The organism is Haladaptatus sp. HS23 (assembly GCF_056892285.1).
This window is the reverse complement of record NZ_JBXGLH010000003.1, coordinates 103,746-127,001: the sequence shown is the minus strand read 5'-3', so window position 1 is coordinate 127,001 and position 23,256 is coordinate 103,746. Positions and strand designations below refer to the sequence as shown.

21 protein-coding genes and 2 pseudogenes are annotated in these 23,256 nt (G+C 60.3%); 15 read left to right on the top strand and 8 right to left on the bottom strand.

The genetic code is table 11. The features are described from left to right. Positions 1-106: 106 nt before the first annotated feature. Complete coding sequence (locus tag AC1XDK_RS11105) at positions 107-1,321, top strand: RNA-guided endonuclease InsQ/TnpB family protein (protein ID WP_483349970.1); 1,215 nt, start codon at positions 107-109, stop codon at positions 1,319-1,321. A 45-nt stretch (positions 1,322-1,366) separates the two neighbouring features. On the opposite strand, the gene AC1XDK_RS11100 is transcribed toward AC1XDK_RS11105, so the two are convergent. Continuing rightward, positions 1,367-2,584 carry an NAD(P)/FAD-dependent oxidoreductase gene (locus tag AC1XDK_RS11100; RefSeq protein ID WP_483349969.1) on the bottom strand — a complete coding sequence of 406 codons (1,218 nt, stop codon included), beginning with the start codon at positions 2,582-2,584 and terminating at the stop codon, positions 1,367-1,369. 218 nt (positions 2,585-2,802) lie between these two features. Between AC1XDK_RS11100 and AC1XDK_RS11095 the strand changes: the two genes are divergently transcribed. The 3 genes and pseudogenes from AC1XDK_RS11095 to AC1XDK_RS11085 form a co-directional block, all read left to right on the top strand. Continuing rightward, the gene (locus AC1XDK_RS11095) at positions 2,803-3,966 is read left to right on the top strand and encodes an enolase C-terminal domain-like protein (protein ID WP_483349968.1); all 1,164 of its coding nucleotides are present in this window, start codon (positions 2,803-2,805) and stop codon (positions 3,964-3,966) included. 113 nt (positions 3,967-4,079) lie between these two features. Continuing rightward, positions 4,080-4,481, top strand: a complete 402-nt coding sequence (locus tag AC1XDK_RS11090; protein WP_483349967.1) for an amphi-Trp domain-containing protein — start codon at positions 4,080-4,082, stop codon at positions 4,479-4,481. Positions 4,482-4,829: 348 nt separating this feature from the next. Beyond that, a pseudogene (locus AC1XDK_RS11085) lies at positions 4,830-4,880 on the top strand (hypothetical protein); the annotation flags it as partial. A gap of 173 nt (positions 4,881-5,053) precedes the next feature. Here AC1XDK_RS11085 and tnpA read toward each other — a convergent pair. Further along, positions 5,054-5,422, bottom strand: a pseudogene (tnpA, locus tag AC1XDK_RS11080) (IS200/IS605 family transposase); the annotation flags it as partial. Between the two features lie 53 nt (positions 5,423-5,475). On the opposite strand from tnpA, the gene AC1XDK_RS11075 reads away from it, so the two are divergent. The 4 genes from AC1XDK_RS11075 (at position 5,476) to AC1XDK_RS11060 (ending at position 8,072) form a co-directional block, all read left to right on the top strand. Further along, a complete protein-coding gene (locus AC1XDK_RS11075) occupies positions 5,476-5,604 on the top strand; it encodes a hypothetical protein (protein WP_483349966.1) in 129 nt (42 codons plus the stop codon). Positions 5,605-5,606: 2 nt separating this feature from the next. Next, the gene (locus tag AC1XDK_RS11070) at positions 5,607-6,848 is read left to right on the top strand and encodes an RNA-guided endonuclease InsQ/TnpB family protein (RefSeq protein WP_483349965.1); all 1,242 of its coding nucleotides are present in this window, start codon (positions 5,607-5,609) and stop codon (positions 6,846-6,848) included. Then, positions 6,845-7,195 carry a hypothetical protein gene (locus AC1XDK_RS11065; protein ID WP_483349964.1) on the top strand — a complete coding sequence of 117 codons (351 nt, stop codon included), beginning with the start codon at positions 6,845-6,847 and terminating at the stop codon, positions 7,193-7,195. Before AC1XDK_RS11070 ends, AC1XDK_RS11065 begins: the two co-directional genes overlap by 4 nt. Before the next feature lie 91 nt (positions 7,196-7,286). Continuing rightward, positions 7,287-8,072, top strand: coding sequence for an SDR family NAD(P)-dependent oxidoreductase (locus tag AC1XDK_RS11060; RefSeq protein WP_483349963.1), 786 nt, complete (start codon positions 7,287-7,289; stop codon positions 8,070-8,072). Positions 8,073-8,246: 174 nt separating this feature from the next. Here the strand turns inward: AC1XDK_RS11060 and xacF are convergent, their stop codons facing one another. Next, complete coding sequence (xacF, locus tag AC1XDK_RS11055) at positions 8,247-9,710, bottom strand: 2,5-dioxovalerate dehydrogenase (RefSeq protein ID WP_483350246.1); 1,464 nt, start codon at positions 9,708-9,710, stop codon at positions 8,247-8,249. An 89-nt stretch (positions 9,711-9,799) separates the two neighbouring features. Between xacF and AC1XDK_RS11050 the strand changes: the two genes are divergently transcribed. Beyond that, positions 9,800-10,666 (top strand): fumarylacetoacetate hydrolase family protein, encoded by an 867-nt coding sequence (locus AC1XDK_RS11050; RefSeq protein ID WP_483349962.1) that lies wholly within the window; start codon positions 9,800-9,802, stop codon positions 10,664-10,666. A 661-nt stretch (positions 10,667-11,327) separates the two neighbouring features. Here the strand turns inward: AC1XDK_RS11050 and AC1XDK_RS11045 are convergent. Further along, positions 11,328-12,206, bottom strand: a complete 879-nt coding sequence (locus AC1XDK_RS11045) for a bifunctional 5,10-methylenetetrahydrofolate dehydrogenase/5,10-methenyltetrahydrofolate cyclohydrolase (RefSeq protein WP_483350245.1) — start codon at positions 12,204-12,206, stop codon at positions 11,328-11,330. A 291-nt stretch (positions 12,207-12,497) separates the two neighbouring features. Here AC1XDK_RS11045 and AC1XDK_RS11040 point away from each other — a divergent pair, with 291 nt between their 5' ends. Beyond that, on the top strand, positions 12,498-13,775 hold the full coding sequence (locus tag AC1XDK_RS11040; protein ID WP_483349961.1) for an RNA-guided endonuclease InsQ/TnpB family protein: 1,278 nt from the start codon (positions 12,498-12,500) through the stop codon (positions 13,773-13,775). 64 nt (positions 13,776-13,839) lie between these two features. Further along, positions 13,840-14,007, top strand: coding sequence for a hypothetical protein (locus tag AC1XDK_RS11035; RefSeq protein ID WP_483349960.1), 168 nt, complete (start codon positions 13,840-13,842; stop codon positions 14,005-14,007). A gap of 33 nt (positions 14,008-14,040) precedes the next feature. Here the strand turns inward: AC1XDK_RS11035 and AC1XDK_RS11030 are convergent, their stop codons facing one another. Together AC1XDK_RS11030 and AC1XDK_RS11025 are read right to left on the bottom strand one after the other, a co-directional pair. Continuing rightward, positions 14,041-14,934 (bottom strand): bifunctional methylenetetrahydrofolate dehydrogenase/methenyltetrahydrofolate cyclohydrolase, encoded by an 894-nt coding sequence (locus tag AC1XDK_RS11030; RefSeq protein WP_483349959.1) that lies wholly within the window; start codon positions 14,932-14,934, stop codon positions 14,041-14,043. Continuing rightward, positions 14,912-15,064: a hypothetical protein gene (locus tag AC1XDK_RS11025; protein ID WP_483349958.1), complete on the bottom strand. Its 153-nt coding sequence runs from the start codon at positions 15,062-15,064 to the stop codon at positions 14,912-14,914. Before AC1XDK_RS11025 ends, AC1XDK_RS11030 begins: the two co-directional genes overlap by 23 nt. A gap of 213 nt (positions 15,065-15,277) precedes the next feature. On the opposite strand from AC1XDK_RS11025, the gene pabB reads away from it, so the two are divergent. From pabB to AC1XDK_RS11010, 3 genes are all read left to right on the top strand, one after another. Next, positions 15,278-16,783 (top strand): aminodeoxychorismate synthase, component I, encoded by a 1,506-nt coding sequence (gene pabB / locus AC1XDK_RS11020; protein WP_483349957.1) that lies wholly within the window; start codon positions 15,278-15,280, stop codon positions 16,781-16,783. Continuing rightward, positions 16,783-17,358 (top strand): anthranilate synthase component II, encoded by a 576-nt coding sequence (locus AC1XDK_RS11015; RefSeq protein WP_483349956.1) that lies wholly within the window; start codon positions 16,783-16,785, stop codon positions 17,356-17,358. Before pabB ends, AC1XDK_RS11015 begins: the two co-directional genes overlap by 1 nt. Before the next feature lie 163 nt (positions 17,359-17,521). Beyond that, positions 17,522-17,902 carry a Rid family detoxifying hydrolase gene (locus tag AC1XDK_RS11010; protein WP_483349955.1) on the top strand — a complete coding sequence of 127 codons (381 nt, stop codon included), beginning with the start codon at positions 17,522-17,524 and terminating at the stop codon, positions 17,900-17,902. Positions 17,903-17,917: 15 nt separating this feature from the next. On the opposite strand, the gene AC1XDK_RS11005 is transcribed toward AC1XDK_RS11010, so the two are convergent. After that, complete coding sequence (locus tag AC1XDK_RS11005) at positions 17,918-18,829, bottom strand: DMT family transporter (RefSeq protein WP_483349954.1); 912 nt, start codon at positions 18,827-18,829, stop codon at positions 17,918-17,920. 52 nt (positions 18,830-18,881) lie between these two features. Then, the gene (locus tag AC1XDK_RS11000; protein ID WP_483349953.1) at positions 18,882-20,609 is read right to left on the bottom strand and encodes a formate--tetrahydrofolate ligase; all 1,728 of its coding nucleotides are present in this window, start codon (positions 20,607-20,609) and stop codon (positions 18,882-18,884) included. 232 nt (positions 20,610-20,841) lie between these two features. Here AC1XDK_RS11000 and folP point away from each other — a divergent pair, with 232 nt between their 5' ends. Further along, the gene (folP, locus tag AC1XDK_RS10995) at positions 20,842-23,232 is read left to right on the top strand and encodes a dihydropteroate synthase (RefSeq protein WP_483349952.1); all 2,391 of its coding nucleotides are present in this window, start codon (positions 20,842-20,844) and stop codon (positions 23,230-23,232) included. Positions 23,233-23,256 lie beyond the last annotated feature (24 nt).

The window sequence follows — 23,256 nt, the reverse complement described above, 5'->3', positions numbered from 1 at the left end:
TCCCTTAAAGTCGGGAAAGAAGCCGACACTCAATACCACTAACCACTCCAGATGGCAAGGCTGACTCCCTAAATTTAAGTAACCACAGCCTAATATGTGAACCACAGTGGAATACCGTCGTACCGCCGTCATCAAACTCGACACGCCCGACGGAGCCAATTCCTTGCTCCGCGAGACTGTCGAGCAGTTCAAACACTGCGCCAATACCGCAAGCCAGTGGTGCTGGCACGGCGACGACGGTTACCACGTCATCTCGAAAGCCAAAGCAGAACGCGCCCTCTATGACCGACTCCGCAATGAAACCGACCTGACCGCCAACCTCGTCCAAAAAGGGATTCGACGGGCTGTCGAAGCCGTCAAAAGCGGAGTCGAACGCCTTAAACGTGGTGAGGATACGTCGAAGCCCTACTTTTCGGCAGACAGTGCGGTCTACGACAAGCGCAGCGCGACCTTCCACCGCGACTATGTTTCGCTATCCACCGTAGACGGGCGCGTCGAGTGTGACTACATCCTCCCTGATGATGTTGAGACGCCACCAACGAAGTACGTTACCGACGAGAACTTCGAGTTTCGGATGGCACACTTGCAGTACCGCGATGGCGAGTGGTATCTCCACGCTTCGATGCGGAAGGTCGAAGATGATGAGACGCCCGAATCCAACACCGAGCACAGAACAGTTCTTGGTGTGGATTTGGGCGTCAATAACCTCGCGGTCGCCTCAACGGGACGATTCTGGTCGGCAGATGAGTTCAACCACTGGCGTCGAGTATACGAAAAACGCCGTGGCTCTCTCCAGCAGTGCGGGTCACGATACGCCCACGAAAACATCGAGTCTATTGGGCAGAAAGAATACGGTCGGTTCGAGATACACCTGCACACGGTAGCGAATGAACTCATCAGGGAGGCCGTTAAGAACGGCTGTTCGCACATCGTCTTCGAGAACCTGACCCACATCCGTGAGAACATTCCAGAGGCAACGTGGCAACACGTGTGGGCGTTTCGACGCCTCTACGAGTACGTCGAATACAAAGCCGAAGAACACGGCGTTAAATCCGTGCAAGTTGACCCACGCAACACGTCGAGGCGTTGTTCGGCGTGTGGGTTTACTCACGACGACAATCGCCACCAAGAATCGTTCGAGTGCCAAAAATGCAGGTACAAAAACCATGCCGACTACAACGCCTCGAAGAACATCGGTTTGCAGTATCTCCGTCGTCGGCAAAACGCAGACGATGGAGGCGCACCCGTAGATGTGCGCTTGAATCGCGGGACGCTGAACGTGAGCGGGGAGTACGTACCCCCTGCCTCGGTTGAGGCATAGAACGGGAGTCCACGCGAAAGCCTCGGGGCTTCACTCCGAGGCGATTTACATGTCGTTCCACGCTCTTGCCGCCGCTACCCACGAGTACGATTTCCCTATCCACCGGGCGGATATCGCCTTCTTGAGCATACGGGCTCCCGGCCCGCCGAACGTGTTGAGCGGGATGCCGATGACGTCGTGTGCGACCGCCCTGTCTCCGACGGAGACCAGCGTGCCCTTGTTGATGTACGACCAGTGGACGGGTTCGCCCCCCGCTATCATGCGCGCCACGTTCTCGCCGACGTGTTCTCCTTCCTCCATGGCCGCTTCGGCCGTCGGTGGGGGAACGTCGTCTGTGTCGGGGTGGACGACGGCTTCCCACGCGTCCTGTTCGGAGAGCGGTCCGCCCTCCGCATCCTGTTCGACGAGCGCCGCGTCGCCGATGGCGAGAACGCGGTCGTCGCTCGTTTTGAACGTCGAATTCGCGTAGGCGCGGTTGTGATCCTTCTCGATATCGACGTCGGAAAGCGCGTCGTCTCCTTGCACGCCACCGGCCCACACGAACACGTCGTACTGGAGCGGGTCTTTCCCCTCGAACTGAATCGTCGTGTCGTCCACTTCGGACACCGTCGCACCCGTCATGATGTCGATATCCTTCCGTTCGAGTTCGTTCCGAATCGCCCCTTGGAACTCGTGGTCGTGTCCCGGGAAGATTTCGTCCGCCATCTCGATGAGTCGTATCTCGATGGGGACGTCGCGTTCGTCGCGCAACGCGGCCACCTCGCCCGCGGTTTGGATGCCGGTCAGTCCGGCACCGCCGATGACCACCTGTGCTGGGTCGTCTTCGGTCGCATCCGTCGCGGCCGCCATGACCTGCTGGTGAATCGTCATCGCGTCGCCGAGGCTCTTGAGCGTGAGCGCGTGGTCCGCCAATCCATCGATACCGTAAAACGCAGTCTGGCTGCCGAGACAGACGATGCAGTAATCGTAGTCGATGGAATCCTCCCCTTCGATATGGACGACGTGGTCGTTCACGTCGAGGTCGCTGACCGTCCCGTGGACGAACTCCGTGTCCTCCGATTTGAGGTCGTCTATCGGAATGACGACTTTGTCACGGACCGCCGGTTTCCGTATGCACCGGTGGACCTCGTGTAACACTAAGTGATGGTTCGTCTCCGATATCCAGACGATATCGGCGTTCTCCTCCTCCAACTCGTCTTCGAGGCTCTGTACGGCCGCGACCCCGGCGTATCCCGACCCGAGGACGGCGATTGTCGTTGACATGGTTTTGTGAGTTATCGTGATCGGTTTCGAAATCGGTCGTTTGCTCGTTCCTTCTCCCGTTTCCTGTCCGATTTTCCTATCCGATATCTCTCTTCCACGCTGGCAGGGACGCGTGATCGTACACTACGACAGTTTCGGTGTTAAGCCTCGTGCCTGCCAACGCCGGACCCGGCGAACGCGGCTACAAATCTTACCCGGACGGAAACCGTAGACGCCACATGGAGATTTCGAGAATCGAATCGACCGAGTTCTCCTATCCCATCGAAAACGTCGGGTCGGACGACGGCTTCAACCTCGTCTACGACCCGGATTCGACGACTGACCGGAGCCTGTTCGCCATCGAGATTCACACCGACGAGGGTTTCACGGGGGAGTTCGTCGGCGGGAACTCGCCCGCGTTCGCCCAAATCAACGAAATCGCTGACCACCTCGTCGGTGCGGACCCGCTCCGCCGCGAACGACTGTGGTCCGAGATGAAACGCGGCCTCAGGAAGTACGACCGAATGGGAATCGGACCCGTGGATATCGCGCTGTGGGACCTCGCGGGCAAACGCTACGACGCGCCGATTCACGAACTGCTCGGGTCGTACCGAACGCGCCTCCCGACCTACGCATCGACGTACCATGCCGACGACAACGGCGGTCTGGACTCGCCCGGTGCCTACGCCGATTTCGCCGAGGCATGTCTCGAACGCGGGTTTCCCGGCTTCAAAATTCACGGCTGGGGCGGGAGCGACGAGCGTCGGGACATCGACCGCGAAATCGCAACGGTCCACGCGGTCGGCGAGCGCGTCGGCGACGACATGGACCTGATGTTGGACCCCGCGTGCGAGTACGAGACGTTCGGTGACGCCTTGCAAGTCGGTCGCGCGTGCGACGAGGAGGAGTTCTACTGGTACGAAGACCCGTACCGCGACGGCGGCATCTCGCAGTACGCCTACCGAAAACTCCGCCAGCAGATAGACACGCCGCTGTTGCAGACCGAACACGTCCGGGGGTTGGAGAGCCACACCGATTTCCTGCGAAACGAGGCGACCGACTTCCTCCGCGCGGACCCCGTCTACGACGCGGGTATCACTGGCGCGATGAAAATCGCACACATGGCCGAGGGCTTCGGCATCGACGTGGAGATTCATTCGCCCGGTCCCGCACAACGCCACTGTATGGCGGCGATTCGGAACGCCAACTACTACGAGATGGCACTCGTCCATCCCGACTGCGAAAACACGACGCCGCCCGTGTACGAGGGCGACTACGTGGACGACCTCGACGCCATCGACGACGACGGCACCGTTCCCGTCCCGAACGGTCCCGGATTGGGCGTCGAGTACGATTGGGACTACATCGAGGACCACCGGGTCGGCGGCCGCACCTACGAGTGAGGATGTGCAGCCACGCGGCTGAACGTCGGTCGTGAGCCACCGTCCGCTGTTAGATAAAGCGAGCTTGTTATTGCAACCAGTATTGTTAATGAGAGGCTTCGGCAATCGAGGGTATGGCAGAACTGGAAGCCGAGTTCGAAAAGAGCAGGTCGGAAATCGCGACGTACCTGCGCGAGTTCGCGGACAAACTGGATTCCGACGGAACGGGTCGTTCCGATGGGACTGGTCACTCCGAGACGGGTATCCGAACGAACGAGTCTCGGGAACCTGGTTCCACGACGGACTCGGTGGAGAGTTCCCCGTCGGAGTCGCTCGAATCGACGAACACGCAGAAGGTGACGCTCCTCGTCGGGAACGAGAGCGCGACGATGAACCCGCCGGAGACGGTTTCGTTCAGCGTCGCCGTCGATTCGGACTCCTCGCTGATGGACTCCGGGTCCGAAGAGAGCGTGAGTTTCGTCCTTCGATGGGCGAGCGACGAGGTCGAAGCGGACGACGAACTCAGCGTTCACTGATCCCGACAGACGATTTTCGACCGATACTGATGGAACCGACCTCAAACAGTGGCAATCGCGTTATTTGGAATATAAGTACAATAACCTCCTCCGCAAGCAGCGAGGATACAGCGTCATCAGAAATCGACGATTTCTAATTGCTAGCCAAATTCTTACTGAATCTGGCAACGCGCGTCATCGTTTTGCTTGTCTGTGATATTGCTGTCCCGCAGGCCTGTGCATCGATTCATTTCTCTCAATGAATAAAAATATTTATGAAAAAGTAGAAATAAAAGGATACGGACTCGTGGACGTGGATATTTGTCTAGCCGGTGAGGGCGCTCCGTCTATGTTCCACGTCGGTGGCTCGGTGCGGATGTGAAAATTGTTCGTGTGTCAGAACCCGATTCCGGCGAGTAGACGATATGCTACAACTACCGATACAAACTCGACCCGTCCGACACCCACCGTGACCTGTCTCGGCAAGTGTACAATCATTTCCTATACAGAAAATACAGCGAGAGTGCCTCGTGGCTTGATCTGAGGATGAATCACGTACGCTTGATTTAGACATGCTCCGTGCGTTTGATGTTTCACTCTACAGTCCGACTGCTCATTTCCCTGGCCGTCCCCACATAGAACGACCGTTTGCAAAAACCTCCATCCCAGAACACTCTCGACAATACCGGCTCGTGTTGTTTCCACACTTCCCGTGTGGTGATACTTTTGATTGTTCGGACAATCTTGCTCGGGGCGTATTTGGGGTGAACCGATAGAAACAGGTGAACATGATCCGAGACGATATGCAGCGAGAGAATGTGGTATCCGTACCGTTCGGCTATCTCTTGGATACCTCGTTCCAACGACAACTCAATCTCATTGAGGATGGCGTGCCGGTACTTCGGACACAAGACGAAGTGATTGGTAATTGTATAGACAGTGTGGTTCCCCGTCGAACTTCCATACTTTAGTACGTGTTAGAAACGCTTAAGCAGTGCCAGCACATACATGAAGTGTGTCCCGGAAGTACACAGTAACGGTTCCAGACGACCTCGGCGAGTGGCTGGACAACCAACCACATCTCTCTCCAAGCGGATTGCTTCAAAAAGCCATCCGTGACCAGCAAGAAAAAGAGGCCGAATAGGAATGGACCTCACGCTTCGCTTTCGTGCCTATCCAGACGAAAACACGGCCAGCGAAGCATGGCGTCACATCGAGGTTCACCGACAGATTCGAAATCACGCTGTCCGCGACTACTACCGAGCACCGCGGAACGACCGTCCAACCGCCTACAATCAACATCGGAAACTCACCGAGTGGAAACGACGATGGCCGTTGTTCGCCGAAGTGTCGGCACACGCGGCCCAACAGACCGTGAGTCAAATCCAAAAAGACCAGACGGTGCTCAAAAAGCACCGCGAGAACGGTCGCAAGACAGGGCGGCTCAAGTGGCAAGGTGCAGGCGAGTTTCGGTCAGTGGCGTACCAGTCAGAAGGCTTCAACGTCAATCACACGACGGGTCACGACTTTGGGACGCTCATCCTCTCGAAAATCGGTGAGATACCGATACGAGCACATCGCGACTTGCCCGACACCAAAGACGTCAAACGCGCCATTCTCAAGAAAGAACGCACAGGCGCATGGTTCGCCTGTTTCGTGATCGAAGTCGAGTCACCCGAAAAACCCGAACCATCGGACATTGACCGTTCCGACTGTACCGGCGTAGACCTCGGCATCCAGTCGTACGTTCACACATCCGAGGGTCTTTCAGTAGAGTGTTTGGACCTCGAAACGGAGTACGAACAGTACGCCCGCGAACAACGCTCACTTGACCGCAAGGAACACGGTTCGGCCAACTGGGAGAAACAGCGCCAGAACGTCGCCCGTGCGAAACGACGCATCCGATGGAAGGTGCTCGACTTTCAGCACAAACTTTCGACGTGGCTGGTCAAAGCGTACGACGTAGTGGCGGTCGAAGACTTGGACGTGAAGCCGATGCTCGAAACGTCACAGTCGGCGAAGAACAAACAGGACGCGGCATGGTCGCGGTTCCTCGGTTTGCTGGAATACAAAGGCGACCTGTACGGTACGAACGTTGTTCGTGTCGATGCTCGCGGGACGACGAAAGAGTGCAACCAGTGCGGTGTGGAAACCTCAAAACCGCTGTGGGTTCGGGAACATTCGTGTCCGGCGTGCGGTCACACGGAAGACCGGGACTTGAATGCGGCAAAGAACATCCTCGACAGGGGACTCAGCAAACTATCTCTTCATGTAGGGCCGGGACGGTCCGAATCAACGCCTGTGCAGACTGTGCTCCCTGCGTTCACTCGTCATTCGGGACGGGTGGATGCAAAGCACGTCGTCGAAGCAGGAAGCCCTGTGGCTTGACCGCGGGGTGCGTTCACGAAATCGGGGACGAGTTCGACATCGACCTCGGCGTTCTCGCTCACGGAACGACCGGGAACATCTATCACACCGAGGACGGCGAAACCTACGTCACCGATTGGTACAACGACGGGAAACAGGTCGCCGAAGCGGTCAATGCGCTCTCGCTCGACCGCTTCGCGCCGGTCCACTGGGACGTGTGGCGCGGGGTCGAAGCGGACCCGAAGGCGCTCCGCAAATACCTCTCGTCGTACGAGTATCCCCGCGTCTTCGAGACCATCCGTATCGGCGACCGACTCGCCATCGACCGTCCGGGGGTCATCCGGCCGAAATCGATTCGGGAACACTGACGACTTCTCCCGGTGTGTCGCCGTTTCGAAGGGTCTCGCTTTCGAATGCAACGAGTATACTTACCACCCTCCCTCTCCTACTTCGCTAGCCATGGGAGCCGTTCACTTCGATTACGACGGGGAAACGGTCATCGTCACCGGTGCGAGTTCGGGTATCGGCCGCGCAATCGCGCTTCGATTCGGTGAGGCGGGAGCGACGGTCATCAACGCCGACGTGCGCGAGGAGCCGAAATCCGACGGCGAGCCAACACACGAGAAAATCGTGGACGAGCACAAAGGCACGGCGGAGTTCGTCCAAACCGATGTCTCCAAACCCGGCGAACTGGAAGCCGTGGTCGAGGCGGCCCGCGAGTACGGCGGCGTGGACGTGATGGTGAACAACGCCGCGATGCAACACAGCGAACCCTTCCTTGACGTCGAACAGGAGGCATTCGACGAACTCCATCACACGAACATCCGGGGCTACTTCTTCGGCACGCAGGCCGCCGCCAGGGACATGATTGACCGAGGGGAAGAAGGCTGTATCGTCAACACCGCGTCCATCAGTTCGGAAGTCGCCCAGCACGACCAGGTGCAGTACGACTCGACCAAGGGCGCTATCGAGATGATAACGAAGGGGACGGCGCTCGAACTCGCCGAACACGGCATCCGCGTCAACGCCGTCGCGCCCGGCCAAATCGCCACGGAGTTCACGGAAGGGTGGAGCGACGAAGCGCAGGACGCTGCTGGCGAAGGTGGCTTCATCAAACCGGTTCCGCTCGGCCGGGCGGGATATCCGGAGGACATCGCCGGACCCGCGCTCTTCCTCGCGAGCGACGACGCCGACTACATCACCGGCGAACTGCTGTTCGTCGACGGCGGTTGGACAGCGATTTAAGCGGATTCGGATTCGGGGATTTACGTCGGTTATCGTGGTGACGCAGCGGTCAGCAAGAAACGCCACTGTCTTTTCCTCATCCGCAAACGGGGTGGTTAGAAGCGACCGTCTGACGGTCTTTTTCACCGACAGTCATAGGGAATGACGAACTAAAAAATCGGTTCGAAACCGTCGTCAGTAGTTGTCGTAGACGGTCTTGATGATGGTGAAGTAGTCCATCCCTTCCTCTCCTTGCTCGCGATACGTCTCGCTCGAAGAGGCGTTCATGCCGCCGAACGGGACGTGCAGTTCGAGGCCGGTCGTCTTCTCGTTGACTTTCAGGATGCCGAAGTCCGCGTCCTGCACGAAGCGGTTCGCTTCGGAGTGGTCGTCCGTGACGACGCCCGCGGAGAGGCCGAACTCCACGTCGTTGACGAGTCCGACCGCCTCGTCGAAGTCGCTGTACGACGTGACGCCGACGAACGGGCCGAACACCTCCTCCTGCATGATTTGCATGTCCGACTCGACGTCGGAGAATATCGTCGGTTCGATGAAGTAGCCGCTTTCGTGTTCCCCGTCGTCGAGTTTCTCACCGCCGTACTCCAACGTGGCTCCTTCCTTCTTCCCCGTTTCGACGTATTCGAGCGTGGAGTCGAGTTCGTTCTCCGAGACGTGCGGTCCCATGTCGGGGTCGTCCAGACCGGGGCCGATGTCGAGGTTCTCGGCGTACTCCACGAGTTCGTTCACGAAGTCCTCGTACATCGAATCGTGGACGATGACGCGTTCGGTCGCCGTACACGCCTGTCCGGTGACGCCGAACGCGCCGCCGCCGACGATTTCGACCGCCGTTTCGAGGTCGGCGCTCGGCGCGACCACGGTCGGGTTTTTGCTTCCCATCTCGGTCTGTGCTCGCTTGTGGGCGTCCGTCGCCTGTTCGTACACCATCTCGCCGATGGACTGACTCCCGGTGAAAGAGACGGCATCGACGTCCTCGTGTTCGATGATGGCGTTTCCGACGTCCTCGCCGCTTCCCGCGACGAAGTTGAAGATACCGTCCGGGACGTCGAACTCGTCGATGGCCTCGTCGATGCACTCGACCACTTTCGCGAAGACCGTCGGCGCGTCCATCGCGGGTTTGAGCACGACCGTGTTTCCGGTCGCCAACGCCGGTGCGGTCTTCCACGACGGGATGGCGATGGGGTAGTTCCACGGCGTGATGAGTCCGGCGACGCCGATGGGTTCGCGTATCGTGTAGAGGTTCTGGTCCTCGGAACTTGGTAGCCGCCGGGTTCCGGCGTAATCCATCGCCCGTTCGGCGTAGTAGTAGAAGATGTCGATGGCGCGATTCACCTCGGCGTTCGCCTCCGCTCGGGTCTTTCCCTCCTCGCGAACCATCGTTTCGGTGAGTTCGTCCTCGCGGGCGTCCATGCGTTTCGCCGTCGCACGCAACACCTTCCCGCGAGTCGGTCCGGGCGTGTCGGCCCACGCCTCCTGTGCCGCGGCCGCCGCTTCGACCGCACCTCGTGCGTCCCCGACGGTCGATTGCGGGAACTGCGCGACGATTTCCTCCGTATCTGCCGGATTGTGGACTTCGAACTGTTCGCCCGATTCCGATTCTCTCCACTCTCCGTCGACGTAGTTGGTGTAGGTTTCGGGCATCATCCGAACGTATGCGCGTGAATCACTCCGTTCTTTTGGCTCCCCCATTTGCCATTGAACCTTAATGAGTCAAACCTCTACTATCTGCTATGCGCTACCACCGCATCTCGTCGGATGATGGTCCCCGTCTCCTCGCCCGAGAGGAGGAGAAGGCGTACGACCTCACCGCCGTCACGGGTATCTCCTCGTTCCGCGAGTTGGCGCTGGCCGCCGTCGCCATCGGAACGGACGTGGACGACGTGTGTCGAAATCACCTCGACGACGCACCGTTGTTAGATGCCACCGAACTCGCGTCGGAGTCGGACCGCCCGGCGGTTCCCGACGAGGTTTGGGCTGCCGGCGTGACGTACGAGACGAGCAACGACGCCCGCAACGAGGAGAGCGGGCGCTCCTCGATGTATCAGGGCGCGTTCGAGAACGACAGACCGGAACTGTTCTTCAAGGCCACACCTAATCGAACGGTGGGACCGGGGGAGGCCGTCGGTATCCGTTCCGATTCCGAGTGGGACGTTCCGGAACCCGAATTGGCAGTCGTCGTCGCCCGCGGGAACGTCGTCGGGTACACGGTCGGAAACGACATGAGCAGCCGGTCGCTGGAGGGGCAAAACCCGCTCTACCTTCCGCAGGCGAAGATATTCGACCGCTGTTGTGCCATCGGGCCGTGTATCGCCTCGCCGGAAACCGTCGGCGACCCCCGCGACGTGACGATGACGATGCGCATCGAACGCGATGGGGAGACGATGTTCGATGGTTCGACGTCGACGTCACGGATGGCTCGAACCTGCGAGGAACTGGTTTCGTATCTCACCCGGAACGACTCGGTGCCGGAGTTAGCGGTGCTACTGACCGGCACGTCGCTCGTCCCGCCCGACGAATTTACGCTCGCGGCGGGCGACCACATCGAAATCGATATCGAGAACATCGGGACGCTTCACAACCACGTCAAAACGGTATGACTGCCAACAACTAAACACTGTATTGTGGATGTATGGCAATATCGGGTGGAATAAATTATCCCTTGTTTTCTCTGCTTTCGATGACGAAAAATGACGTATATGAGTTGGTGTTCTATAGTTCGGCGGCAAAATAGACGTATAACGGTTTGTATACTTCATACCGTTCTGACGGGGATTTGATGTTTGTGGGTGGCCGAGACGGTCCGAGGATTTCATCATGTCGTCGGAACCCGTCGAAAAGACGCGCGTTACCAACGCTGTTTACGTCGACCACTTCAGAAGGTGCTAAATGGATGATTGGAATTGTGACCATTGTATTGTGCAAATAGGACAATATAAGTGGCGTCCATGATGACATCGAACTCACATCGATGTGGTGACGAGGTCAAACGGGATTACAAAACTACGCCTGTAATGCTCACTCGTCGAACCCGGTTCCTAACTGTCGGAGAATGATATCGGTCCAACCGGTGACCCTTGACGCGGTTCGGCAATTTTGACTCCCTGCCGTGTTCACCTTCCGCCTCCACACAGACATGACGGAACGTCAATGCGTTGTGGTTCTTTTCCACGGCCGATGTTCCCGACCACAAAATGACAAATCATGTGTCGGTTGTGGAATCGCGGTACCGTTCCCGCTGATCGGACGAGTACGGCCATCTCACGTTTGTCTCGCCGTGACGTCGACGACGTTACGCAGAATCAGTTCGAGCGTCAGGGGCCCGACGCCGCCCGGGACGGGCGTGATGGCGCTCGCTTTCTCCCTGACGCTCTCGAAGTCGACGTCGCCGACGAGTTCGTAGCCCCTCTCGTCGTCGGTCTCGACGCGGTTGACGCTGATGTCGACAACGGAAACTCCCGCCGAAACCATCGATTCGTCGATCAGTCGTGGAGCGCCTGCGGCCGTCACCAGAATATCGGCCTCGCGGGTCTTGGCCCCCAGGTCCGTCGTCGCAGTGTGACAAACCGTGACCGTCGCGTCGCCATCCGAACCGCGAGCGAGCAGCAGGTTCGCGAGCGGCTTACAGATAGCGGTGTTCCGACCGACGATGACCACGTCTCGACCCCTCGTTCCGACGTCGTAGGCGGCAAGAAGTCGCAACACGGCGGCGGGAGTGGCGGGTATCACACGCGGGGAACCGACGACGAGACGCCCCAGGTTCACGGGCGCGAAGCAATCGACGTCCTTTGCCGGCGGTACGCGATTTCTGACCGCGGGTTCGTCGACGTGTTCCGGGAGGGGTATCTGCACGAACAGCGCCGTCACGTCTTCGTCCGCACCTAGCCGCTCGACCGCTCGGTAGAGTTCCTCCGCTGGCGCGTCTGGCGGAACGTTGACCCGTTTCGTCGGTATTCCGACCGCATCGCATAAATCGTGCTTTCGGTCCATGAACGCCTCGTCGGCCCCGTCGTCGCTCATCAGTACCGTTCCGAGCGTCGGTGTGACGCCCCGATTCCGGAGCACGTCGAGTCGTTCGCTCGTCCGTGCACGTAAATCGTCTGCGAGCGGTCGTCCCTGCATCAGTGTCGTGTCTGTCATCGATTTCGTGTGTTCCGTCGGGAGGGAATGGGAAAGTAGCTTCGGGGAACGACGGATGTTCCGTCGATTCATCGTTCGAATACGTCGGCAGTCGGACGGCCCCGTCTGGTTGTCGCGGTGACTCACGGGATACGGAGATTCGAGGAGAAAGCCCCATCCTTTGGAGAGGGGATGAATCTGACACCGTATTCGACAGCCGTCGCCGAAATCAAGGCCGAGTATTCCTCGCGTCGTGTTCACTTTCACTCCGCATGGATCGAGGTTAAGTATCTGCCCTGATATAGATTACGTATGGCGAAACAGGTCGTTACGCGAACCTATCGCGCCCGTATCTGCAACTACTCGCAGGTGCGCGACGATCTCGATTCGCTCGGATTCGCCGCTAGCAAGCTCTGGAACGTTGGCCGATGGACGGCCCAACGAGTCTGGAATGCTTGCGGCCACATCCCCGGTGCGAACGCGCTTATGGCCTACCTCAAGACCCACGAACGCTACGCCGACCTCCATTCGCAGTCGAGTCAACGAGTTCTTGAAGAACTCGGTGAGGCGTTCACCAGTTGGTACGGCAAGCGCCGAAACGGGGACACGAACGCGAATCCGCCCGGCTACCGCAAACACAACGACGACCACCCACGGTCAACGATCACGTTCAAAACGGCGGGCTTCAAGCACGACAGGCACAACAACCGAGTCCGTCTCTCAAAAGGCAAGAACCTCAAAGCAAGTCGGGGGGACTTCATTCTGTGCGAATACGATGCCATCGGCCCGGCCGGCAGAACCATCGAAAACGTTCAACAAATCCGTGCAGTATACGAACACGGCATTTGGCGGTTGCATTTCGTCTGCCGAGTCACAATTGACGACCGAGAATCACCCGGTGACGGCATAGCAGGCATCGACCTCGGTATCTGCAATCTCGCTACCATCTCGTATGGCGATGAATCCGTACTGTACCCGGGTGGTGCGCTCAAAGAAGACGAATACTACTTCGCCAAGAAACGCGCCGAGACAGACAACTCGGCGTCACGCGAAGCCCGCCGTCTTGACACAAAGCGTACCGACCGTCGGACACATTTCTTACACACACTCTCGAAGGACATCGTTGTTGAATGTGCCGAAAGAGGCGTTGGAACGATTGTTGTCGGAGATCTTGGCGGGATTCGCGAGGATGAAAAGGGTGACGCCCGAAATTGGGGCACACACGGCAATCTTGACCTACATGGATGGGCGTTCGACCGCTTGAAGTCGATGCTTGTATACAAAGCGGAGGAACGTGGTATTATTGTCGTCACGAAGTCTGAGCGCAACACGTCGAAAACGTGTTCAGCGTGTGGTCGGTCGGACGACCGCCAACGCGTTCAGCGAGGCTTATACGTGTGTGAGTGTGGGTTGGTTGCGAACGCCGACAGTAATGGTGCGGAGAACATCAGACAGAAAGTACTCCCGAATCTCGCCTGTGATGGGGGAGATAGGGATAACGGCTGGTTGGCACAGCCAGCGGTGCGCTTGTTCGATTGTAGCGAGGGCCGGTTCGCCCCGCGAGAACAAGTCGTTAACCGCGAACCGTAATATCCCAAATCGGGGGAATCCTCGCGCTTTAGCGCGGGGAGGATGTCAATACTGTCACGGAATAGTGCTTCCGAACGAGAACGACGATATCCTGTTGGACAGTCACGCGAACCACCGAATCTACATGCACAAACAGTGTGGTGCGAGTCACGACGTCATCGCACAGCGGGCGGATGCAACCGATGGCGTCGAGATAACCTGTCCGGAATGCGGTGCCGTCGAGACGCACTGACGACCGCTTTCCCGCTCGCTCGCTCGCCCGACGCTACGGGAGGTCGATGGAGACGCCCGACCGCAGGCTCGCCGCCTTGACGGTGTTGTACATGAGCATCGCAATCGTGAGCGGCCCGACACCGCCCGGAACGGGGGTGATAGCGCTCGCCTTCTCCTCGGCGCTCTCGAAGTCGACGTCGCCGACGAGTTCGTAGCCCTTCTCGTTATCGGCAGTGACGCGACTGATTCCCACGTCGATGACGGTCACACCCTCCGAGAGCATGTCGCCATCTATCATCTCGGGAACGCCGGCCGCGGCGACGACGATATCGGCACCGCGGGTCTTGGCGGCGAGATCGTCGGTCCGGGAGTGACAGACGGTCGTGGTCGCATTACCTCCCTCGTCCCGTTGGATGAGCAGGTTCGCCATCGGCTTGCCGACGATGTCGGAACGGCCGACGATGACGGCGTCCTTGCCTTCGGTATCGATGTCGCACGCCACAAGTATCTTCTGTACGCCGTGGGGCGTACAGGGTTTGTAACGGGCGTTTCCCGCGACCAATCGCCCGACGTTCTCCGGATGGAAGCCGTCGACGTCCTTCGTTGGGTCGATGCGTTCCAAAACCGCCCGTTTTTCGATGTGCTCCGGAACGGGCATCTGGACCAGGATTCCGTCGACGGCGGGGTCCTCGTTCAGTTGGTCGATACGGTCGAACAGGGTTTCGGCCGGTTCGTCTGGCTCGATTTCGTGGTGGATTCCCTCGATACCGACCTCCTCGCAGGCCCGCTGTTTCATCGAGACGTACGTCTCGCTGGCCCCGTCCGTGCTCATCAGTACCGTCGCCAATCCGGGCGTCACCCCCTCGTCGGCCAACTGATTCGCGCACGTCTTCACGTCGGCTCTGATTCCGTCCGCAATCTCGTTACCGTCGATTATCGTAGTCATAGTTCGTGTACTCGCTGTCGTAGGTGATGCCGTTCGGGTTCGATTGCCCATCGTTCGCGTGGACTTCCGGCACGTCGATACGCTGGCCAGAGGCGACTCCGCTGCCTAGCGCACGCTCGGGTATCGACATCGAGTTCGAATAATATAGGTGGGTATGGGGAATAGTTAACCCCTTGAAGTGGTGACGAATATTCGCGCCGTCGTCGGCACCTCGTCGCGACGCTCCGGTGCAGAATTCGGTCGGACCGACGGCCCACGCAAGGTTTTTGTGGGAATCAGTGCGTGGTGGTAAACGGTAGTATCGGGGGCCAGTACCCGGCTCTCGTGGAGGACAGCGTACGAAATGCGAGAACCAACCGTCATCACCGAAGAGGAACAGTTCGTCGAGACCGCAGACTCGGCACCGCTCGACGCCCGAGTACCGGTCGAGGTACAGATCACCGTCTCCGACCCGTTCGAGGCCTATCGCCGCGCCCGGTCGTCCGACGCCGACGGATTCTACCTCGAAACCACCGGCGGACAGTCGGGGTGGGGGTATTTCGGGCTCGACCCGGTCGAACGCCTGCAGGTGAACGCGGACGCGATACCGTGTGACGACGGCAGCCCTAGCATCGAGGCGATCGATGCGTTACTCGAGCGCGAACACCTCGTCCGGGGGAACTGTGACGTCCCGTACCCGTGTGGCGCGTTCGGGTGGTTATCGTACGACATCGCGCGGGAGTTGGAGGACGTACCGGCGACGACGACCCCGGATGGCCTACCGCACCTCCAGTTGGGGGTGTTCGATCGCGTCGCGGCTTGGAAGGAACCACACGACGGCGAGGTACGATTTCGGGTGACCGCGTGCCCGCTCGTCGACGGAGCACCGGGTGCGGCCTACGAGGAAGGACGGGAGAGAGCGCTGGCACTCGCCGACGCCGCGCTCCGCGGGGAGCGACACGTCCCATCGCTCCCGAGTACCGATCGATCGGCGACGTTCGAGAGCGAGTGTGGTGAAGCGGCGTTCACTGACCGAGTTCGAACCGTCAAGCGGTACGTCCGTGACGGCGACACGTTTCAGACCAACGTCTCCCACAGGCTGGTCGCACCCGTGGCGGTTCATCCCGTCCGGACCTTCGACGCGGTGCGCAGAGTGAATCCCGCGCCGTACTCCGGTCTGCTGGAGTTTCCGAACATCGATCTCATCAGTGCCAGCCCGGAACTGCTGCTGGACGTCGACGGCGACCGACTGCTCACCGAACCCATCGCCGGAACGAGACCGCGCGGCGACACGCACGACGAGGATGTGAAACTAGCGGCGGACCTCCGCACGGACGAAAAGGAGCGCGCCGAACACGCGATGCTCGTCGACCTCGAGCGAAACGACCTCGGGAAAGTGAGCGAGTACGGGACCGTCGACGTCGCGGAGTACCGCCGTGTCGACCGTTACTCGGAGGTGATGCACCTGGTTTCGCTGGTCGAAGGACGACTCCGCGAAGACGCGACCCTCGCTGACGCCGTCGCGGCGGTGTTCCCCGGCGGTACCATCACCGGCGCGCCGAAACCCCGGACCATGGAGATCATCGACGAGGTAGAGACGACACGCCGTGGGCCCTACACCGGGAGTATCGGCGTCTTCGGGTTCGACGGTCGAGCGACGTTGAACATCACCATCCGGACGCTGGTCCGGCACGGCGGCGAGTACCGACTGCGCGTCGGTGCTGGTGTCGTCCACGATTCCGTTCCGGAGGAAGAGTATCGGGAGACGCTGGATAAGGCACGGGCACTCGTGACGGCCGTCGACGAATCGCTGGGCGAACGCGGGTCGTTCGCCGTCGAACCGACGAACGAACCCCTGGAAGGTGACTGATGATCCTCATCGTCGACAACTACGACTCGTTCGCGTACAACCTCGCCCAGTACGTCGGCGAATTTCACGACGTCGCGGTTTGGCGGAACGACGCAATCGACGTTGCGGGAATCCGCGACCTCGACCCGGACGGCATCGTCGTCTCGCCGGGACCGGGAACGCCCGACGATGCGGGCGTCTCGATGGACGTCTTCGCTGAGACGGATTATCCCGCGCTCGGTGTCTGTCTGGGTCATCAAGCGCTGTGTGCGGCACACGGAGCGACCGTCGAACATGCCCCGGAGGTAATCCACGGCAAGTCCTCCTACATCCGCCACGACGGCTCCGACCTGTACGAAGGTATCGACGACCCGTTCGAGGTGGGTCGGTATCACTCGCTTGCCGTCGGCGACGACCTCCCGCCCGAACTGAGGGGGACGGCATACACCGCCGAAGACGACGTCGAGGAGGATGTCGTGATGGGCGTCCAGCACGTCGACCGGCCGCACTTCGGCGTGCAGTTCCATCCGGAGAGCATCCTCACTGACGCGGGGAAGCGAATCGTGGAGAACTTCTGCACGTCGATAGCGGAGTAGGCGGAGGCTCGCTATCCCAGTCGTCTGATAGCCGAAGCGTACCGTCGGCGGCGGAAGTCGAGTATCGCCTCCACGTTCCACGAATGGTGGAAGGATTGTCACGATGTGGTATCACTGATTAGAGGCCCGGATTTTAAGACGCTCGAACGGAAAACCCCCGACCGTGAAGCGAATCATCAGTACCGACGATGCACCGGCAGCGGTCGGCGCGTACAGTCAGGCGACGACCAACGGAAACGTCCTCGTCACGGCTGGGCAGTTGCCGTTGACGACCGACGGGGAGTTGCTCGACGACGAACCGGTCGCCGAACAGACACAGCAGTGTCTCGAAAACGTCGAGGCGATTCTCGAATCGGAGGGACTCTCGCTCGAAAACGTCCTCAAAACGACCGTCTACTTGGACGACATCGACGACTTCGACGAGTTCAACGACGCCTACAGTGAGTTCTTCCGGAACGACCCGCCAGCACGGAGCGCCATCGGCGTCGGTGCGGTACCGAAGGGCGCGGCGGTCGAAATCGAGGCGATTGCAACGACGGAGTGAACCACGACGCCCGGTTCACTCGCGATACCCGATTCGCTCGAGTTCGACGCGAAGTTCCCGTCGCTTCATGAGACAGAATCCGATTGCGATGACGAGGAACCCGACGGGCATCCGCCACGAAATGTGTTCCTCGAACAGCGTCCACCCCGCGACCGTCGCAACGATGGGAACGAGGTACGTGACGAGGTTGACTTCGATTGCCGGATATCGGTCGAGCAAACGGAAAAACAGGACGTAGCCGATAGCAGTCGCGCCCACGCCTAAATAGAGCACTGACGCGATTCCGGTGGTCGTCACGTTCGACGCCCACTGTTCACCCGCGAGAACGCTCAATCCGTGGATAACGACCGCCCCGACCAACACCGACCACGCCGTTCTCGCTGTGCTTGGAAGCGGTGCTGATGCCCACCGAATCAGGACGCTCCCTATTGCCAACCCCAGAACGCCGACGAACAGCAGTGCTTTTCCGACCAGCGCGGCGGTGACGGTCGCCAAATCGGACGGCCAAACCATGAGGATCGCACCGAAAAAACTGACGAACAGGCCGACCATCGAAGCGACCGTCAGCCGGTCCTCCGGGAGCATGGTCCAAGAAACGGCGACGGTCGCGATGGGGGTCAGACTCATCATCAACCCGGAGAGCACACTGGTCGTGAGGCCCTGTCCGACGAACCAGACACCGTTTCCGATGGCGATCCAAAACACGCCGCCACCACAGATAGCGACGACGTCCATGCGCGTTCGTGGGTACCATCGCTCGGTCACCAGACCCACGTAGCTCAGTAGGATCGCTCCCCCTATGTAGTAGCGAAACGCCGAGAGTAACAGCGGCGGGAAGGAGCGAAGACCCACCTCTACGGCGGCCAGACTTAGCCCCCATAGGAGGGCGACTGCACAGAAGGCGACCACGTTTCGGTAACGAACCATCGAGTATCAGGCAGTGGGAGGGAAATTGTCGGGGAGGGCTACGGACTGGACCTCAGAACAGGCCCGAAATGTTGCCGTCGCCATCGATGTCCATGTCGGCGGCGGCGGGGTCGCTCGGAAGTCCCGGCAGCGTCAATACGTCACCCGTGAGTGCGACGAGGAAACCGGCACCGGCCGACGGATAGATCTCGCGTACTTCGAGTTCCCACCCTTCTGGAGCGCCCTTCTTGGTCGCATCGTCGCTCAGCGAGTGGAACGTCTTGGAGAGGCAGACGGGGTACTCACCGAAGCCGAGGTCCTCCATCCGGTCGATGTCGTCCTCTGCACCACCGGTGTACTTGACGCCGTCCGCGCCGTACACTTCGGTGGCGACCGTGTGAATCTTCTCTTTGATGGAGTCCTCGTCGTCGTACAGCGGCGCGAAGTCCTCTTCGTCGTTCTCCTCGACCTCCTGAACGACTCGTTCGGCGAGGTCGACACCGCCCTCGCTCCCGTTTTCGAAGACGGTGGACTCGGCGGCTTTGACGCCGAGATCGTCCCGGCAGTGGTCGAGGACCGCCTGAACCTCCTCGTCCGAATCGTCGGGGAACCGGTTGACCGCTACGACGACCGGAACGCCGTATTTCTGGAGGTTCGAGACGTGTTTGTCGAGGTTTTCGAATCCCGATTCGACGGCGTCGACGCCGGCCGCGTCGATTTCGTCGAAGTCGGCTGGCCACATATCCAACCCGTGATACTTGAGCGCGCGGACCGAGGCGACGAGGACAACCGCGTTCGGCGTCATGTCGCCCAGTCGGCAGACGATGTCCATGAACTTCTCCGCGCCGAGGTCCGAGCCGAAACCGGCCTCGGTGACGAGGTAGTCGCCCATCCCGAACGCGGCCTTGTCTGCGATGAGCGAGTTCGTTCCGTGGGCGATGTTCGCGAACGGCCCGCCGTGGACGAATGCCGGGGTTCCCTCGATGGTTTGGACGATGTTTGGCTTGATCGCGTCCTGAAGGAGCATCGTGACGGCACCGGTCGCGTCGATGTCGTCGACCGTGATCGGGTCGCCGTCCTCGCTGTATGCGATGACGATGCGGGCGACACGCTCCTTGAGGTCGGCGAGGTCGCTGGCCAGACAGAGCACGGCCATCAGTTCTGAGGCCGCGGTGAGGAGGAACCCGTCCTCTCGCGGCGTTCCACCCGTTTTTCCACCGAGACCGATCACCGTCTCCCGAAGCACTCGGTCGTTCATATCGAGTGCGCGGGGCCACGCGACGTCGTTGACGTCGATTTCCAGTCCGTTGCCCTGTGAAATCTTGGCATCGAGCATCGCGGCGATGAGGTTGTGCGCCGACGTGAGCGCGTGCAGGTCGCCTGTGAAGTGAAGGTTGATGTCCTCCATCGGGAGGACTTGCGAACGACCGCCGCCCGCTGCGCCACCCTTGACACCGAACACCGGCCCGAGCGACGGTTCGCGAATGGCGATCATCGCCTCCTCGCCGATGTGATTGAGCGTCTGACCAAGGCCGACCGTCGTGACGGTCTTCCCTTCGCCTTTCGGGGTTGGCGTCATCCCCGTTACGAGTACGAGGTTTCCTTCTTTGTCCTCTGCTTGCTCCCGCAGTCGGTCGATAGCGTGGTGTTTGACCTTCGCGGTGTATTCGCCGAAGTACTGGAGATCGTCGAGCCCCAAGCCCCATGGCTCGACCAACTCCCAAATCGGCTCCATATCGGTCGATTGTGCGATTTCGTAGTCCGTGGGGATCGGACTGTGACTATCGTCCGGTGATGACATCTCGCATCAGTATTCGCCGTATCGAGGTAAGAATATTGGCCTTACTGAAACCGAGAGGATAGGATGTGTTTGAAATCGTGGGGGCGGCGTGCCGTCGCTCAACACGTAACGAACGTTGTAGGACGAGGTTCGACGTCAGTCCCGACGGCGGCTATCGACGCCTCGCACCGTTCTCGACCCCGTTCGTGCCGGCGTCGATACCTTAATCACGTCGCCGCTGTGGTTATGTGGCATGGAGTATCACGACGCCGCCGACTTTTTGACGTCCCTCCGTCGTCGACGCCCCAAATTCGGAACGGAGACGACGGCGCGAATGCTCACTCATCTCGGGAACCCACAGGACGACGTCGATTTCGTACAGATCGCCGGCTCCAACGGTAAGGGGAGCACTGCTCGTATGCTCGAAAGCGTCCTCCGAACCGCCGGCCTCGATGTGGGACTGTTTACCTCACCCAGTCTGAACGACTTCCGCGAACAGATCCGAGTCAACGGTCGGAACGTGTCGAAGGAGCGTATCGCTGAGTACGTCGAACGTATCGACCCCTGCCTCGATAGGCTTCGAGCGGACGACGACGAGCCGACTCACTTCGAGGTCCTCACGGCGCTCGCCATCCTCCACTTCGGCATCGAGGACGTCGACGTCGCGGTTCTCGAAGTCGGTATCGGCGGGCGCTACGATGCGACCAGCGCGGTCGATCCGGTCGCAAGTGCAGTCACGAGCGTGAGTTTGGAACACACCGAACTGCTCGGCGATACGGTGGCCGAAATCGCACGCGACAAGGCGCAGGTCGCTCCGACCACGGCCCCGCTCGTGACGGGTACCGACGGAGCAGCGTTGGAGGCCATTCGATTGGAGACGGACGCGATTACGGTGGGTCCCGACGACGCCGACGTCGTCGCGGTCGAGAACGGGATGCGGTCCGACGTCGAGAGTGATGTCTCCATCACGGGCCCCGATTGGACGTTGGAAACCAACCTCTCGCTGCTTGGTCGGTACCAAGCGACGAACGCCGGCGTCGCCGCGACTATCGCCCGACAGGTCGCCGCGGTCGACCCGTCGACGATAGCGACCGGACTTCGCAAGGCGACGTGGCCGGGACGGTTCGAAATCGTATCCACCGACCCCATGACCGTGCTCGACGGGTCCCACAATCCGGGCGCGACCGCGAAGTTGAGTGACCTACTGGAACGCTACGACTACGACGACCTCCACGTCGTCTTCGCGGCGATGTCGGACAAGGACCACGAACGAATGGTTTCGGAACTCCCGTCGGTCGACGCTGCGTTCGTTACTCGCCCCGACGTGGGTCGTGCCGAGGACGTCGCCGCGCTGGCGGACGTCTTCGATGGGCATGCCGATTCCGTTCGCACGGTGGAGTCCGTCGCGGAAGCGACAGAGCGGGCGCTCGCCGAAGCGGACGAAACGGACTGCGTGCTCGTCACCGGTTCGCTGTACGCCGTCGCGGAGGCGCGGGACCGGTGGACGCGGTTGGTCGTCCCCAAACACGGCGGACGGCTGGCGAACTCCGCCGAGTTCTCCGAGGACGCATTTCCCGAGACACCGGTCAGCGACGTCGATTACCGGACTTTAACGACCCAACTGCGACTGGACCAGGCCGCACGCGTCGAGCGTTCCATGGAGGCCGTCGGCGGCAAATGCGTTCGTTCCGAGGCGGGTGCACCCGAAAAGCTCGTCGCGACGATGCTCGCCGGGACGGCCCCACAGCTTCGGGAATTTACGGATATCGTCGCGACCGAGGGTCTCGGGCTGGGACATCTCGCACGACAGGTCGAGGAGGCACTGGACGGCCCGAAACGGGACGCCCCGTTCGGCGGCGAGAGCACGGCCGTGATGGGTATCGTGAACGTCACGCCGGACAGTTTCCACGACGGCGGCGACTACGAACGGGCCGACCTCGCCATCGAACACGCCGAACGGTTGGTCGCCGCCGGCGCTGATATCGTGGACGTCGGCGGTGAGAGTACGCGGCCGGGCGCTGCTCCGGTTTCGGTCGACGAGGAGATCGACAGGGTCGTCCCCGTCATCGAGTCGCTCTCGTCGCTCGACGTTCCCGTCTCGGTCGACACCCGGAAGGCGGCCGTCGCGGAGGCCGCCCTCGATGCCGGGGCCGACATCGTCAACGACGTCTCCGGCCTCGCCGATCCGGAGATGCGTTTCGTCGTCGCCGACCACGACGCGTCGCTCGTCCTGATGCACAGCCTCGATACCCCTGTTGACCCCGACCATACGAGGAGTTACGACGACGTGGTCGAGGACGTGATGGACGACCTCGCCGAACGTATCCTCCTCGCCGAACGGGCGGGTATCGACCAAGAACGGATAATCGTCGATCCGGGCTGTGGATTCGGCAAGAATGCGGCCGAATCGTTCGAATTGGTCGACCGTCTCCCCGAGTTTCGCGCCCTCGGCTGTCCCGTGATGGTCGGCCACTCTCGAAAATCCATGTTCGAACACATCGGCTCCCGCAGCGAGGACCGACTTCCACCAACCCTCGCGGTGACGACTATGGCCGCCGAGCGCGGTGCCGACGTGGTCCGGGTCCACGACGTGGAGGAAAACGCAGCGGCCCTTCGGACGGTGTCGGCGACGTACGATTCGTAGTCAGTACATCTCACCTCTCCACCG

Bases quoted from the DNA above. Each gene is read 5' to 3' on its own strand.
- AC1XDK_RS11050 (WP_483349962.1), top strand. From the start codon at position 9,800: ATGCGCTACCACCGCATCTCGTCGGATGATGGTCCCCGTCTCCTCGCC.
- AC1XDK_RS11005 (WP_483349954.1), bottom strand. From the start codon at position 18,829: ATGGTTCGTTACCGAAACGTGGTCGCCTTCTGTGCAGTCGCCCTCCTA.
- AC1XDK_RS11100 (WP_483349969.1), bottom strand. From the start codon at position 2,584: ATGTCAACGACAATCGCCGTCCTCGGGTCGGGATACGCCGGGGTCGCG.
- AC1XDK_RS11030 (WP_483349959.1), bottom strand. From the start codon at position 14,934: ATGACTACGATAATCGACGGTAACGAGATTGCGGACGGAATCAGAGCC.
- AC1XDK_RS11045 (WP_483350245.1), bottom strand. From the start codon at position 12,206: ATGACAGACACGACACTGATGCAGGGACGACCGCTCGCAGACGATTTA.
- AC1XDK_RS11090 (WP_483349967.1), top strand. From the start codon at position 4,080: ATGGCAGAACTGGAAGCCGAGTTCGAAAAGAGCAGGTCGGAAATCGCG.
- AC1XDK_RS11095 (WP_483349968.1), top strand. From the start codon at position 2,803: ATGGAGATTTCGAGAATCGAATCGACCGAGTTCTCCTATCCCATCGAA.
- folP (WP_483349952.1), top strand. From the start codon at position 20,842: ATGGAGTATCACGACGCCGCCGACTTTTTGACGTCCCTCCGTCGTCGA.
- AC1XDK_RS11060 (WP_483349963.1), top strand. From the start codon at position 7,287: ATGGGAGCCGTTCACTTCGATTACGACGGGGAAACGGTCATCGTCACC.
- pabB (WP_483349957.1), top strand. From the start codon at position 15,278: ATGCGAGAACCAACCGTCATCACCGAAGAGGAACAGTTCGTCGAGACC.
- AC1XDK_RS11015 (WP_483349956.1), top strand. From the start codon at position 16,783: ATGATCCTCATCGTCGACAACTACGACTCGTTCGCGTACAACCTCGCC.
- AC1XDK_RS11025 (WP_483349958.1), bottom strand. From the start codon at position 15,064: ATGTCGATACCCGAGCGTGCGCTAGGCAGCGGAGTCGCCTCTGGCCAG.
- AC1XDK_RS11070 (WP_483349965.1), top strand. From the start codon at position 5,607: ATGGACCTCACGCTTCGCTTTCGTGCCTATCCAGACGAAAACACGGCC.
- AC1XDK_RS11000 (WP_483349953.1), bottom strand. From the start codon at position 20,609: ATGTCATCACCGGACGATAGTCACAGTCCGATCCCCACGGACTACGAA.
- xacF (WP_483350246.1), bottom strand. From the start codon at position 9,710: ATGCCCGAAACCTACACCAACTACGTCGACGGAGAGTGGAGAGAATCG.
- AC1XDK_RS11040 (WP_483349961.1), top strand. From the start codon at position 12,498: ATGGCGAAACAGGTCGTTACGCGAACCTATCGCGCCCGTATCTGCAAC.